General features: G+C 75.6%; 3 protein-coding genes. All 3 read left to right on the top strand.

Annotated features, from left to right (window positions below; genetic code table 11):
* The first annotated feature begins 9 nt into the window (after positions 1–9).
* Positions 10–2040, top strand: coding sequence for a hypothetical protein (locus tag J2S43_RS23350; RefSeq protein WP_306832576.1), 2031 nt, complete (start codon positions 10–12; stop codon positions 2038–2040).
* Positions 2041–2162: 122 nt separating this feature from the next.
* Positions 2163–12719: a hypothetical protein gene (locus J2S43_RS23345; RefSeq protein ID WP_306832575.1), complete on the top strand. Its 10557-nt coding sequence runs from the start codon at positions 2163–2165 to the stop codon at positions 12717–12719.
* Positions 12720–12730: 11 nt separating this feature from the next.
* The gene (locus J2S43_RS23340) at positions 12731–14791 is read left to right on the top strand and encodes a hypothetical protein (protein ID WP_306832572.1); all 2061 of its coding nucleotides are present in this window, start codon (positions 12731–12733) and stop codon (positions 14789–14791) included.
* Positions 14792–14867: the final 76 nt, after the last annotated feature.

Below are 14867 nucleotides of genomic sequence, written 5' to 3'. Positions count from 1 at the left end.
GGGGATTCCATGGACCTGCCGCTGACCGCGAACCATCTCAGCGCGATCTGCATCGACCACGTGCTCCCCACGCTGACCGGCGCGCACGTGCACACCGAGCCGATCTCCGCGCGCAACGGCGACCCGCGCGTGCGGCACCTGGCCACGCTGCCGGGCCGGGACGGGCACGTCTACCTGTCCTTCGGCACGGAGATCGACGGCGCGATGACCACGCCGGCCGACGCGCCCGGTGCGGCGCGCGGGCGGGCCGTGCTGTTCCAGTTCCTGCGCCAGACGCCGCCGGAGGTCGCGGACCGGGCGGTGCTGCGCCCGCTGGACCCGGCCGGGCTCACGCTCAGCGAGATCGCGGCGCGCGCGGACGCGGCCGGGCTGCCGGTCGAGATCCGCCGGTCCGACCTGGCCGACCCGCGGCCGGGCGAGCCACCGGTCGCGGCGGCCCGGCTGCTCGGCTTCACCGCGGGCATGGAACTGACCACGGTCGCGGACGCGGACGTGCTGTGGGTCGCGCCGCTGCGGCACTGGGCGCCCGGTGCGTACGCGGACGCGGGGCCGGAGGTGCTGTCCGCGGCGCTGTCCACGCCGTACCCGATCGCTCGGATGATCTTCGACGGTGAGCGTGGCGTGCAACTCGGTATGCCGGCCGCGCTCGCGGAGTTCGTCCACGGCGCCGCGCTGGCCGCGCTCGGGCGCCAGCTCGGCACGGACGACCTGCCGGCGCGGCCGGGGCAGTGGCTCGGCGGGTACGGCGACCTGCTCGCCGCGATGGCGAAGCCGGACTCGCGCGCGTTCGTCCGGGTCGACTCCGTCTCCGGGATCAGCTCGGTCTTCCTGGCCGTGCACGACCGGCACGGCCTGGCGTTCCTGGACCCGGCGACCGGGAGCGCGGCGAGCTTCCCGCCGATGCCGGCCGGGATCGAGCTGCACCCGGTCGACGCGACCGGCGACGACCTCACCACCTGGCTCCCGGAGGCCGCGCCCGCGCCGGTGCCGCCGGTGCGCGCGGTCAACCGGTCGTCGCGCATGCACGCGGTGCCGCTCGGCGACACCGGCCGCACGATGGACGTGATCGGCACGCCGAACGGCCGGAACGCGCGCTTCCTGGACGAGACCGCGGCCGCGGCCGCGCAGGTGGACGCGCCGGTGATCGCGCTCGCCAACGACCGGCCGGGCGCGGCGCCGTCCCGCCGCGAGCTCTACGACCTGGAGTTCATGCTCCTCCAGCAGCAGCGCAACGTGCTGGCCGGCGGCGCCACGCCGATCGTGGTGGTGCGCGGGGACGCGCCGGCGGCGTTCACCGCGCTGCTGGAGAAGTACGACTTCGCGGTGGTACGGCAGGGCCGGCCCGGCGGCGGGCTCGGCATCAACCTGGACAACCCGTGGACCGGCCGGAACGCGGACGGCACCCTGGCCACCTCGCCGTCCCGGACGCTCACCGGCGACCTGCTGCGCTCGGTCGGCGCCCGCCCGGAGCGGGTCAAGCCGCTGGCCGCGGACGACCGGGTGCTCGACCTCGTGTCCACGCCGCTGGACGACGTGGCCGCGATCAAGGCCCAGCTGAACTCGTCGCTGCGCGGCCTGGCGCCGCAGATCCGCGCGCTCGGCGCGCAGCCGGACATGTTCGCGGCGTGGGAGGCGATCCTGCGCATCGACGGCCGGGAGGACGCCGCGCTGTCCGGCGCGGCGTTCGAGTACCTCGGTGCCAAGGCGGAGCCGGAGCGCAAGCAGAAGGCGCTGTCGTTCGTGCCGTCGCTGATCGGCCGGGAACCGGCGGCGCGCGGCGACGGCTTCGCCGACCTGATCGACCTGACCAGGGGGCCGCTGGACGACGGCGCCAGCCGGGCCGTGCTGGCCGCTGTCCAGCTCGGCATCGAGGGCGGGTCGCTGGATGCGATCAAGCAGATGATCTACCAGCACTCGGTCTACCTGCCGCAGACCGGGCGCACGGACTGGATCCGGGAGCTGCGCGGCCTGATGCAGCGCATGCCGGAGCACGGCGCGCTGTTCGAGCAGGTCGCGGTCTTTGTGGAGACCTGTCCATAGCGGTCGTTAAACATTGAGTTGACTATTTAACAAACCGATCGTGAACCAACGCTGACGGCGAGTCGTAAACCGGCGTTGCGTGGGTGCGTGTGCCCGCGGACGATTCGGCGAGGGGAAAAGGCATGTCCGGTCCGGCGGTTCTCGATCCCTCCCGGCTGTGCCCGGACGGGCGGCTCATCCCGACCGGGAACGGCGGCGTGTTCTTCCATCCGTACCCGATGGACACCCCGGTCGACCTGGTCGGCCTGGTGCACGCGATGAACGCGCCGCGCGAGGCCGGGCCGGCGTTCCACATGAGCCACGAGGGGCTGCGCGACGTGGGCGCGCTGGCCACCGCGCAGCGCGTGCTGCGCGACCTGGGCCCCGGCGCGCGGATCACCACGATCCCGGTCGAGGGTACGGAGCACACCGCGGTCGTGGACTGGCAGAAGGCCGCGGACATGGTGGGCGTGCCGGTCGGCGTGGCCTACCGGCCCTGGATGGAGACGTCGCCGCGGGTGGTACGGGTGGACGTGGCGGGCCGGCCCGATCCGGACGGCGCGTTCGCCCGGGTGCTGCCGAAAGGGCTGGCCGCGATGCGGGCGGCACTGGACATCGCGCGCACGCTGGCGGCGGACGCGGCCATGTCACCGTTCGACCGGTTGCGGGCGCTGGTGAGCGGCCTCGCCGCGGTGCGGGAGGAGCTGCGGCTGCCGCGCTCCGGGCCGGTCGCCGGCGGGCCGCTGTGGCAGGCCGGATATCAGCTGGCAGCGGGCCTGGTGCTGGGGCTGCCGGAGCCGCGGGCGCTGCCGGTCGGGCCGGTGGCGGCCGCGGAGTTGACTCGGGCATGGGGGGAGCCGGCGCGGGTGCCGGCCGGTGACGTGCGGGCGGCGGCGCCGGGGACCGTCTTCGTGGTGCACCACGAGCCGCGGACCGGGGACGGGGATCTGCGGCTGCTGGTGTCGCACGACGGTGCACTGTGGTGGGTCGACCTCGCGGCGCCGGCGGACCGGGCCGTGGTCCGCTTCGATCGGGAGGATCCGCGGCACAGCGGCGCGCTGACCGCGCTCGGCACGACCGTGCGGCGGATGGCGCCGCCCTCGCTCGCCGCGGCGCCACCGCTCACACCACCGTCGTCGCCGAAGGCCGAGCCGCCGCTCACGCCGCCGCTGTCGCCGAAGGCTGAGCCGCTGGTCACATCACCGCTGTCGCCGACGGCTGAGCCGCTACTCACGCCGCCGCTGTCGCCGGTGGTCGAGCCGTCGGCCGGGCCGGGGGCGGAGGCGGCCGTCCCGGCGGTGACGGACGATGAGCCCTCGTTCCTGCCGCGATCCGGGCTGGTGGATGCGCTGCTGGATCCGGAGCCGGGCGGCCGGGCCGCCGGTGTGCTGCAACCCACGCGCCCCCGGCCTCGGGCCGCGCCGGGCAGCGGCATCACCGAGGGCGACGCCGGGCCGGAGGCGCTGATCCGGGCCGAGTTCGACGCGGTCGCGGCCGACCTGCACGCCGACGACGTCACCCGTCAGTTCGGTGCGGTCGACGCCCTGCTGGGCACCCGCGTGGCCGCGGTACGGGACCGCTTCGAGGCGGACCGGATCCGGCACGAGGCCGCACGCGCGGCCGCGGTGACCGCGATCGCCGGCCACGACGCCCGGATCGCGGAGCTGGACGCCGCCGTCACCGCGGCTCGGGCGGAACTGCCGGCCAGTGAGGAGGCGGCGGCCGCGGTCGTCGCCCGGCGTACCGGCGCCGAGGACGCGCTGGCGCGGAAGCACGCCGAGCATGAGCGGGCGATCGAGGCCCAGACACAGGCGCGGCGGGCCGTGGCCGGGGCCGGCGGACGGCCGGCGCCGGAGCGGGCCCGGCTGGCCGGCGTCGAGCGGGCCGCGACGGCCGAGGTGGGCCGGCTGGCCGGGGAGTCCGGGTCGCTGGCGAACCGGGTCCGGCAGCTGCGGATCGCGGAGACCTCCACCGCCGACGACGTCTCCGCGATCCGGCGGGCGATCGCGCGGGACAGCGCCGCCCGTACCCGGGAACAGGGCCTGAAAGATCTGGCCGTCGAGGACCGGGACCGGGCGGTCACCGAGCGGGACCGGGCCCGGGCGGACGAGCGGCTGGTCGAGGTGCACCTCGACTACCTGCGCGGGCTGGCCGCCGACTGGGCGGGTCTGGAGCTCGGCGACGCGCGCCGGACCGCCGACCGGGTGGACGCGGTGCGGGTGCCCGGCTCACCGGCGGCCACGCTGGTCGACGACGGCGCGGCGGAGGTGACCGCGATCCTCGCCCGGCGCGCCACGCTGTCGCCGGAGGACGTGGGCCGGCTGGCCTACCTGGCCCACCTGGATGCGGTCCGGACCCGGGTGGAGACCGCGCACCAGACCGGTCTGCCCGCGCTGCGGACCGGCCTGCGCGCGCACGTCCAGCGGATGGCGGCGTACGCGCGCACCACGGTCCCGGCGGCGGACCTCGACCGGCTGGCCGACCGCGCCGCCACGCTGAGCCTCTGGACCGCGCTGTCGGACGCGCTCGACGCGGCCCGGCCCGCGGCCGAGACCGCCCGCACGGACGCGATCGGCCGGGCCCGGCTGCGACTCGACGGCCCGGCCCCGAACCCGGCCACCCTGATCGACGGCCTGGCCACGGCCCGGCTGCCGGAGACCGGTGGTCTCGTCGCCGGCCTCGGCGCCCGGATCGAGCTGGTCCGCGCGCCGTCCGCGCCCTGGTTCCTCCGGGAGCTGGGCATCCTGGGCGACGGGCGGGTCCGGACCGTCAACGCGCCGTCCGACCCGGCCGGCATCGCCGGATTCAGCGCCGCGCTGACCGGGGACGTCGCGAGCGGCCTCGGTTCCTCGAAGCTGCCCTGGAAGTCGGTGCGCGGCCGCTTCGAGGCGTGGCTGACCAAGCAGTTGAGCAGCCGGGACGCCCGGCACTGGCAGCAGCTGATCGACGCCGGCATCAGCCGCGAGGTCAACGGCCGGGAGGTCCGCCTGTACGTGCGGCCGTCCGGCGAGCGGTACCAGCTCGCGCCGCAGCCCGGGCTCAAGCCCGGCGACTCGAACATGCACATCAAGGGCGGCGACGTCGGCTGGTCCCGGGCCGTCGGCGGCGGCACCGGCTGGGGTCTTCCGTTCTTCGCCGCGGTCTTCTTCGGCACCGCGAACGAGGTGGTCCGGTTCGCCATCGGCCCGATCGCGCGGTTCTTCGCCGGCGGCTCGCGGCGCTGGTCGGAGTCGACCGGCGGCGGCGTCCAAGCGGAGAACATGATCTTCACCGGCGACTTCGCCACCCACCGGTACGGCACGGACGCGCAGGTGGTGCTGGAGATCGACGGCGTGGAGGCGGCCCGGCGGTCGCTCACCGACCACCTGCGGGTGGACATGCCGAAGATCCTGTCCAGCGCGCGCGACGCGGTCGACCCGTCCTCGATCGGCGCGCCGACCCGGGTGACGAACCCGGCCGCGCTCAACAAGCAGGACTTCGCGCTCAGCGCCGCCTCGTTCGAGGACCCGCTCCGGGAGCTGCAGGACCAGCTCCGGACGCACCCGGACTTCCGGCTGTCCGCGCGGCACGCGGCCCGGGTGGTGGGCCGGCTGCGCCGCGAGATGATGAACCCGCGGGGCGCGAAGGACGGCGGCGCGTGGTGGACCACGAACAGCTGGCTGTCGCCGAACGTGTCCATGAAGGTCGGCAAGTGGCGGCGGCTGGACGGCCACCTGCGCACCGGCGGCGAGCTGGTGGAGCTGCGCCGGGTCACCGACACCACGGGCCTGATCCGCAACGACATGGCCTCGTCCGCCAGCAGGGGCGCGGGCCGGGGCGGCGGATCGGTGGCCGGGCGGCGGATCGGCGCGGAGCCGCCGGTGCTGGCCGGCGAGCACCTGGTGCTGCCGCGCTGGGACGTCGCGTTCCTGAACACCAGCCGGCGGGTGAACCGGTCGCTCAACGTGGAGGCGTCGGCCCGGACGATGCCGACCCGCAAGACCGCGATGGTGCGCTACATGGCGACGGTCTCGGCCGGGCTCACGTTCGACTCCAGCCGGGGTCAGCTCGACGTGCGGCGGAACACGACCGTCGAGATCGCGGTGCCGGCCGCGTACGCGGACCTGTTCGAGGAGCAGGTGATGGCCACGCCCACGCTGCGCGAGGTGTTCGTGGCCCCGGACGGCCCGGTCGTCACCACGCCGAAGCCCGGCGGGCGGCCCGCGCCGTTCCCGAAGAAGGGCGCGGCCACGCCGGACGACCTGCGGCGGATCGCCGACCGGCACCGGATCGAGGTGTCGTTCGCCGGCGCGGTCAACCCGGGCGGCCGATGGGCGTGGGCCGGCACCCACCCGAACGTGACGATCCGCGACCTCGACGCGGCCGACCACGAGTACCCGGACGCGGACTCGGTGCCGGCGTTCCGCTACCTGGTCGACGCCGCGAACCCGGAACTCGTCGACGGCGCGGTCGTCTTCACCCGCGGCATGCTGCAGACGCCCGGCGGGACGCCGCGCGCCGGCATCGTCTCGGCCGAGTTCGTCCGCAACCCGGCGCGGCCCCGGACCGCCCGGACCCCGGCCGTAGAGCCGGTGGCCGCGACCGCGCCGCCGTTCCGCAGCTCCGGCGTGCGGGACGTGACCGACCTGATGTTCCTGGCCCGGATCCACCCGATCGAGGTGGCACAGGCCGGGCGGTCCGGTGCGGACACCCCGGCGCTGATCGAGGACCTGCCAGGGTCGCTGCATCCGCTGTGGCCGGTGCGGAACCGGGTGCTGCTGCGCGGCGACGGCGACTACACGTACGCGGCCGGCGATCCGGTGGAGGCACGGTACCGGTACGTGATCGACGACCGGGGCACGGTCACCGCCGCGATCCCGCTCGGCGCGCCGGCCGGCACCGGCGCCGGGCGCACCCGCGCGCCGGGCGACCCGCTGCCGAACCCGGCGCTCTACCGGCCGGCGGCCCCGGCCGGCCGGGTCACGCCGGCGCAGGCGCTCCGCGAGGTCCGGGCGTACCTGGACACCCTCACCTCGACCGTCCAGGTGCAGCTGGCGACCGGGGTGCCGGCCGAGGTGCGGGCCGCGCTGGCCGGCCACCCTCGGGTGGAGCTGCTGGGCCCGGACGGCGCGCGGGTGCCCGGCCAGACGCTGCCGGGCACGCCCGCGGCCACCCGTGGCGTGGTGCGGCCGGACGGCTCGCTCAGCACCGGCCTGACGCCGCTGACCGGGCCGACGCGCGAGCCGTGGGCGCTGGCCGGCCGGACCGGTCTCGGCCCCGGCACGATGAAGGAGATGCCCGGTGCGGAGCTGATCTTCGCGGATCTGCTGCTGCTGGTCGAGCAGCAGATGCGCGCGGTCGGGCGGACGCTCAAGGGCGAGGAGCGGCAGGAGCGGTTCTACGAGCTGGCCGCGAAGTTCGGCGTGCCGGGCATGCGGGGCAGCCAGCGTGCGCTCTTCGACGGCGGCGTCACCGACTCGTTCACGATCGGCAAGCACACGTTCCACATCAACGTCACCGGCGCGCTCGGCGACCTGCTCGGCACCGACACCGTGCCGGACTACTGGGTCGACAACCGGGTGGTCGGCCGGGCCGGCGGCGCGATGAGCGAGCGGCTGACCCGGCGGTGGGGGACCCGGGTGGACATCTCCGCCCGCCTCGCCATCCAGGACTTCTTCGGCATGCAGGTGCGCTTCGCGGACCTGCAGTACGCGTGGGACCGGTCGCAGGGCCGCAACGCCGGGTTCAGCACGGCCGGCGGGCGGCGGCGGAAGGTCGGCGGCGTCGTCACGGAGTTCATGTACGGCGCGGCCTACCAGCTGACCGTGTCCGTGACCGACGAGGACGGGAAGCTGGTCCGGCCGGCCGGCTCCCGCGCGTACGGCGGCGAGGGTTTCGAGGCCCCGGTGCACGTGGCCGCGGAGGACCTGGCGCCGGTCCGCGCGCCGGCGCCGCCCGACAACGGCATCACACCGGTCGTCCCGCCGCCGCCGTCCGGGCCGCCGCCGCTGCTCACCGACGCGGAGGCGGTGAGCCGGCTGAGCGCGGCCGAGGCCCGTGACCTGCGACGCTGGCTGGCCGGTGCGGACGTCACCGGCGGCGCCGGCGAGCTGGTGTCCGGCGTGCACGAGGGCATCGACGGCATGTACGTCTGGCTGAACCGGGTCGGGAAGCTGGCCGAGGCGACGCAGCGCTTCATCGACGTCGTCGACGGCCGGCTCACGCCCCCGGAGAGGGGCGGCCTCGACGAGCTGCTGCGCGCGCTCGCACCGGGCGGTGACCGGATCGCGTTCGAGCCGGGCGTCGCGTCCGGCGTCACCCCGGACTTCCTGGAGCCGCTCGCCGCCGAGATGATGAGCCGGACCGGCGTGGTCGTGCCGCTGGACCGGCGCGACGACGAGATCCGCCAGCTGCGCGTCCGCCTGGTCCCGGCGCACGCCCGCTACAGCCACCCGGCGGACGAGCCGTCCACCAAGGAGTACGCGCAGAGCGGCGTCGGCGCGGGCGCGGTCACGTCGAAGGGCCGGCGGGTGCGCGGGCGGGCCGGCCCGTCGCTGTTCTTCCAGACCGGGCGGGGCGCGGCCGGGCTCGACTTCCCGGGCGAGGACGTGCCGGCCTCCACCCGCCTGGCCGACCACATCAACGTCCACCTGCTCAGCGCCGCGGTGAGCCGGCGGAACGGCACGGCCGACTCGGTCATGCTGGGCGGGCGGGAGGGGACCCGGGCGTCGTACGAGGGACGCACCTTCACGCACTCCTCGGACGCGCTCTTCCTGGTCAGCTACGAGCGGTACGTGGACGGCGTGCTCTGGTCCTCCGACATGGACCTGAAGATCAAGGGCGGGCTGGAGACGTCCACGCCGTACCTGCGCGCGGCCGAGCTCGGCCTGCCGGTGCCGGCCGCGGACATGCCGGCCACGCCGGCCGAGACGCGCGACGTGCAGCCGATCCACCCGGAGATCTCCTACGCCACCTCGCACGTGGAGAAGCTGACCGCGTCGGTGACCGCCGACGAGCAGCGGACCGGCGTCGCGCTGCGCGAGGACCGGCCGGCCCCGGTCGTCCAGGACGTGCCGGTCCGCCGGGACGTCCTCCAGGTGGTGCTGGACAACCTGGCGGAGATGAAGATCGACGTCCGGGATCCCACCATCTCCGGCGCGGTGACCGCGATGTTCCGGGACGCCGCGCTGAAGCGGAACTACCGCACCATCCGCAAGGAGGGCGCGATGCAGGTGATCACGGTCAACCTGCCGTCCGGCGGCGTGCGGCGGGTCGGCGTCCGGATCACCGCGGCCGACGACGACCTGGAGTACGAGCGCCCCCGCCCGGACGTCAAGACCACGATCTCCGGCGCCGGTTCGACCGTGGACAGCCACAACGAGAACGTGGACACCGCGTTCACGGCCGGGACCGGCGTGGACGGCCGGTTCCTCGCCGGTGACGCGCGCATCGCGATCAGCGGCGCGGCCGGCTACGAACGGGACTCCGAGCGGGAGATCACGCACTCGGAGATCTCGGCGCGGCGGCGGCGCGGCGGGCCGCTGGAGCTCGGCAGCCAGCAGTTCGGCGCGGACACCCGCTTCACGCTGGAGTTCTTCGAGTCGTCGTCGACCGTGCAGTTCCTCCGGTCCGCGGTCGACGCGGCCAGCTGGACCGCCAAGGTGATCGACACGATCGCGGACGGCCGGATCCGCAAGCACTTCCAGGTCTGGTTCCCGGCCGCGCACCGGCCGGAGCGGACCGCCGTCGTGGACGGCCGGGTCAGCCTGGTCACGCCGGCGCACCTGACCCGGATCGGCCCGCCGAACCCGCCGGCCGGCGTGGACCCGCTGCCGGCGAGACTCGCGGCGCTGCCGCCGGCCACGGTGCGGATGTTCGACGGCCCCGGCGGCGTCCCGGCGGACCTGGCCGGGGACGTGACGAGGACCGAGGCGATCGCGCCGCACCTGCACGGCCTGGAGACCTACAACTTCGACCCGTTCATCAGCTGGCTGCCGGCGACCCGGCAGGCGGGCGCGGAACGCTTCGACACGGACACCGCGGGCGCGCCGCGGATCGCCGACTACGGGCAACTGTCCACCGTCACCGCCGAGATGTCCGCGGCGCTGAGCGGCACGAACGCGGCGACCCACATCGAAGACCTGCTGCACGGACGGTACGTGGTGAAGGGTGACGGCGGCGACGAGTTCACGGTCCGGGCCGTGCTGCGTCAGGCGCGCTGGGTGACCCGCGGCGGGTACGACGCGTCCAACGCCTGGCTGAACGCGGCGGAGCAGGAGAACGAGCAGGCCAAGGCGTCCGGGTTCGGGATCACGCCGCTCGACGTCGGCGCCGGCCCGGCGTCCGGCGGTGACCGGATGTTCAGCGGCACCGGGCTCGGCCTGGCCCGCGACGGCGGTGCCGGCGGTGCGGCCGCGCTCGGCGAGTTCGCCATCGACATCGAGCGGCGCAAGGGCGAGCAGGACTACCTCTGGTTCGACGTCACGCTGATCGGCACGTCCCGCAACGGCCGGTCCTGGCTGCGCAGCGAGGTACCGTACGGCCTGCTCGCCCGGATCCCGTCGGCGAAGGCCGCGGAGATCTTCGCGCCGCGCCCGGGCACGCTCGGCGTCGTGGACCAGGCGCTGCTGACCGGCCTCGCGGACGACGTGGTGGTGCCGTACCCGGACCGGCGGTTCCTGGTCGAGCAACTCGCGAAGCAGCGGGCCACGCCGTCGCCGAACCTGCTGCGGCCACTGGACCTGCTGGACGCGGTCCGGCGCGCACTCGACTGGACCAGCGCGGTGGAGCTGCCGCCGGGCGGCACCGTGACCACGCCGGAGGACTGCGTGGAGCGCGCGTTCGGGCTGTTCGTGGCCGTGCACCGGCGCACCACGAACGTCACCGTGGACGCCGGCGTGATCGGGCACCGGACCGCGGACGACCTGGCACAGACGCTCGGCGGCACGTACGCCCGGGTCCGCGACGCGGACGCGCTCGCCGAGTACCTGCGCGGCCGGCCCGGCGCGATGGTGGCGCTGCGCACGCCCCCGCCGTCCGGCGGCATGTCGCACCTGTTCTGGGTGATGTCGATCGGCCGCGGCCGGCTGCGGATCTTCGACGGGCAGCAGCACGGCGTCAGCGGTACGGACGCGGACCTCGGCACCCGGCGGGACGCGCTCGCGGACCGGCTCACCGGCGAGCACGCACGGCTGTTCCACAAGGCGGGCACGGAGGCGCTGCTGCTCGACGAGCGCGGCCGGCCGGTGGACCTGCGGGCGGCGGTGTCCGGCGCGGTGACCGCCCGGCAGCCCGGCGACCGGCTGGGCCGCCGCGAGTCCGGCCGGATGCCGGTCACCCGCCCGTTCACCACACCAGACCTGCTGTCCGACCTGGCACCGACGCTCAAGCCGAACCTCAAGCCGAACCTCAAGCCGAACCTCAAGCCGAACCTCAAGCCGAACCTCAAGCCGGGCCCGCGGCCGGACCCGACCCCGCGGAAGGCCCCGCAGAACACCCCGCAGCAGACCCCGCAGCCGACCCCGGCGGCGACGCCGGAGACGAAGCCGGCGGCGACCGAGCCGCCGCCCGGGCAGGACCGCACGGTCCGTACCCTCGGTGACTTCTCCGGCCCGGATGCGCAACGCACGCTGACCGCGATCCGGGACGCGGTGCGCCGGACCGCCGGCGGACCGGTGGTGGCGGTCGACCTGGGCGGCCCGCCGGAGACCGCGCTCGCCACCGTGCGCGCGCTGGACCAGCTGCTTCGGCACGAGGCCTGGCGCGGCGAGCCGCCGACGGTCGCCGCCACCATGGGCACGGTCAAGGTCCTCGACGCGTTCGAGGCGGTCCGGCACGCCCGCGGCCCGGTGACCGTGCGTGAGGGCATGGCCGGCTTCGACCGGGTGTGGCAGCTGCTGGAACCCGGCGCCGAGAACCCGGTCGCGATGGCGGCGACGCCGGACAGCACCCTGTTCCGCCGGGCCGGCACGATCCCGCCGCGGGCCGGCGCCACGCTGACCCGGGTGCTGGCCGACTGGATCGCGCACCCCGGCTGGGCCGAGGCCGAGGCGTACCAGCGCACCCACGACGCGGCGCTGCGTAACCCCGCAGTCCGTGACGAGCTGCGCGACGTGATCCGCGACCACCCCGGTGACCTGCGGCTGCGCGCGTTCCTGACCGCGCTGACCGCGCCCGGTGGCCTGCCACCGGCGGACGCGCCCCGGCTCGCACCGGCCGCCACGTCGTTCCTGACCGTGGAGCCGCCGTGGGACGCCGCGCGCGGCCCGATGCCGGCCACGTTCGTCTACGACTACCTGCGGTCGGCCGGCGGCGCGCGCCGGGACCGGTTCGCGCTGGACGGCCTGCTGTTCCAGCTGATGGTGGCCGGGCAGCTCGACCCCGGGGACGCCACGTCGCTGGCCCGGCACACCGCGGTGCACCGGGTGGACCACGCGAACGCCCGGCTCCTCGAGGTGCTCGCGGACTTCTCCCGGGTGCCGGACGCGACGGTGCTGGCCGACCCGGCCGGGGTCACCGCCCGATTCGTCGAGCTGGTCCGCCCGCTCGCGTCCCGGCCGCCGGGCGCGCCGCCGGAGGACTGCCTCGATCCGGTCGACCGGACCGCCTGGGTGGGCCGGCTGGACGCGTACCGGGACCGGCTGCGCGCGCACGGCGGCGCGGCCGGTGCCGGGCGCGCCGAGGTGCTGGACGCGATCACCTACACGCTGTCGAACTGCTGACCGGGGGAGACATGGATCTGCCACTGCTCGCACAGCACGCGAACGCCGTCTGCATCGACCACGTGTTCCCGACGATGACCGGCGCGCACGTGCACACCGAACCGATCTCCGCCCGCGACGGTGACCCGCGCGTGCGGGAGTTGGCCGGGCTGCCGGGCCGGGACGGGCACGTCTACCTGTCGTTCGGCACGGAGATCGACACCGCGCTGGCCGCGTCCGGCGGCGGTGGGCGCGGGCGGGCCGTGCTCTACCAGTTCCTGCGTGGCGTGCCGGCCGAGGTGGCGGACCGGGCCGTGGTGCGGCTGCTGGAGCCGGACGGGCTCACGCTCGCGGACGTGGCGGCGCGCGCGGACCAGGCCGGGCTGCCGGTCGAGGTGCCGCGCGCCATGGTGACGGCCGGCGGGCCGGTGGTGGACCCGAGCCGGTTGATCGGCTTCGACGCGGCGATGCGGCTGGTGCCGGTCGCGGCGGCGGAGACGCTGTGGATCGCGCCGGCGCGTCACTGGGCGGCGGGCGCCTACGCCGATGCCGGGCCGGAGGCGGTGGCGGTCGCGCTGCGCACGGCGTACCCACTGGCCCGGATCGTCTTCGACGGTGCCGGCGGCGTGCACCTGGGCCTGCCGGCCGCGCTCGTGGCGCACGCCCACGGTGCGGAGCTGGCGGCGCTGCGTCGCCCGCTCGGGCCCCGGGACCTGCCGGCCACGGCCGGAAAAGCGATCGGCGGGTACGGCGACCTGCTCGCCGCGCTGGCCGAGCCGGGCACGCGCGCGTTCGTCACGGTGCGGGCCGCGTCCGGTGCGGAGCTGACCGTGCTGGCCGTGCACGACCGGCACGGACTGTCTTTCCTGGACCCGGGCACCGGCGGTGCGGCCGTGTTCCCGGAGGCGCCGTCCGCGATCACGCTGCACCCGGCCGACGGCACGGCTAGCCTCGCGGACCTGCACACGCCTCCGGTGATCAACCACTCGTCCACCGTGCACGCGGTCCCGGCCGGCGCGCGCGGGCGCACGATCGACGTGGTCGGCCCGCCCGGCGCACTGAGCGGCCTGTTCCTGGCGGAGCTCGTGGCCGCGGCCGAGGGGGTCGACGCGCCGGTCGTGGTGGTCGCGACCGAGAAGCAGTCGGCCGCGCCGTCCACCGGCCAGCTGCTCGGCCTGGAGTGGCTGCTGCTCCAGCACCGGTTCGGGGGCGGCGCGCCGCCGATCGTGGTGATCCGCGGCGACGCGACACCCGCGCTCTCGCACGTGCTCGGCGGATACGGCGTCCCGGTGGTGCACCAGCCGCGCACGACCGGCGGCGGGCTCGGCCTGAACCTGGACAACCTGTGGTCCGGCCGGGACGCGGCCGGCAACCCGGTCGCCGCCCCGGTCCGCGCGCTCACCGCGGACCTCCTGCGCGCGGTCGGCGCGGCCCGCCCGAACGCGGCCGGCGCGGCCCGCCCGAACGCGGCCGGCGCGGCCCGCCCACACACGGCCGGTGCGGCTCTCTCGCAGGCGGCCGGCGCGGCCCGCCCGCGCGCGGGGATGACCGGCCGGCCGGTGGACGAGCGGCTGCGGTCGTATCTGTTCACGCCGCTGGAGGACGTGGCGGCGATCCGCTCCGCGGTGGCCGCGCACGGTTCCGCGCTGAAGACGCTGATGCCACAGGTCAGCGAGCTGGGCCTGGTGCAGGCGGACCTGTTCGCCGGCTGGGAGGCGATCCTGCGCATCGAGGAGCGCGCCGACCCGGTGGTGACCGAGGCCGCCTACGAGTCCCTCGGCGCGGGCGCGTCGTCGCTGGCGTTCGTGCCGGCGGTGCTGGACAGGGGCCCGGACGTGCTGACCGACCTGATCGACCTGACCAGGGGGCCGGTCGACAACGGCGCCCGGCGGGCGATCCTGGGCGCGATGGCCAAGGGCATGTCCGGGGCGCCGCTGGAGGAGATCAGGCGGGAGATCTACCGGCACTCCGTTTACCTCCCGGAAACCGGCCGCACCGCGCTGATCCGCGAACTGCAGGGGCTGGCGGTGCGCCGACCGGAGCACAGTGCACTGTTCGAGCAGGTCGCAATCTATGTGGAGACCTGTCCCTAATGTTTCCGGACAGATCGTACAAAACTTGGGGGTCATGAAGTTCTTGTAAAACCTGTGTGAACCAGCCGCGCTGACG

Origin of the sequence: Catenuloplanes nepalensis (assembly GCF_030811575.1) — a bacterium.
In the GTDB taxonomy this organism is placed as follows: domain Bacteria; phylum Actinomycetota; class Actinomycetes; order Mycobacteriales; family Micromonosporaceae; genus Catenuloplanes; species Catenuloplanes nepalensis.
Note: the sequence above shows the minus strand (reverse complement) of the source record. Positions and strands in the feature narration are given on the sequence as shown.